Here is a 791-nt window from a genome sequence, read left to right as displayed (position 1 = left end):
AAAAGGCTATGTCCCAATTACGTGTTGCATCGGGTGCCCTAGGCTGTGTTCTCAAAATGCTGGTTTTCTGTCCACACATAACTCGCGCAAGTAGCGAAGGCAGAAAGCCAGTTTGATAAAGGCTGCAAAACTCTTGGCTAGCTTTTCATATCTCGTTGAAAACCGGCGAAACTTCTTCAACCAACCGAAGCACCGCTCCACGACATTGCGCCTGCGGTAATGCACCTTGTCCAGTACCAATGGACGCCCCTTATGGCGCCGTTGCTGGTCGCTGCGTTGCGGAATGACCGCTTTTATCCTTCTCCGCCGTAGCTCGGCTCGAAAGGCTTTGCTGCTATAGGCCTTGTCTGCGGCAAGATGCGCTGGCCGTGTTCGGTAGCGACCTGATGACGTTGGTATCCTCGCCATGGCCAACGCGCTTGTTGCATAGCTGATTTCTGCTGATTGCCCCGGTGACAGGCAGAAGCTCAGTGGTAAGCCATGACGGTCCGTGACCAAGTGAATTTTGCTGCCGAAACCTCCCCGCGAACGGCCAAGGGCTTGATTCATTGAGGTGTTTTTTTACGTGCACCGGCAGCATCTTTGGATGCTCTGACATTGGAGCCGTCCAGGCACCACAGGTCGAAATCGATGAGCCCTTCTTCATTGAGCTTGAGTTGCAGCGCTTCCAGAATGGCATCAATCCGGCCTGCATCCTGCCAACGCCGGAAGGTGTTGTAGACCGAATTCCATGGTCCGAAACGTTCTGGAAGGTCTCGCCAAGGAGCTCCGGTGTGGAGTATCCAGAGAAT

The 791-nt window shown here is 53.9% G+C and carries 1 pseudogene; it reads right to left on the bottom strand.

What is annotated here, in order from left to right:
* Positions 1 to 51: 51 nt before the first annotated feature.
* Positions 52 to 791, bottom strand: a pseudogene (locus AACR77_RS12840) (IS5 family transposase); the annotation flags it as partial.

This window comes from Aeromonas sp. ZOR0002 (assembly GCF_963866995.1).
GTDB lineage: Bacteria > Pseudomonadota > Gammaproteobacteria > Enterobacterales > Aeromonadaceae > Aeromonas > Aeromonas caviae.
This window is presented reverse-complemented; position numbering and strand designations above follow the sequence as displayed.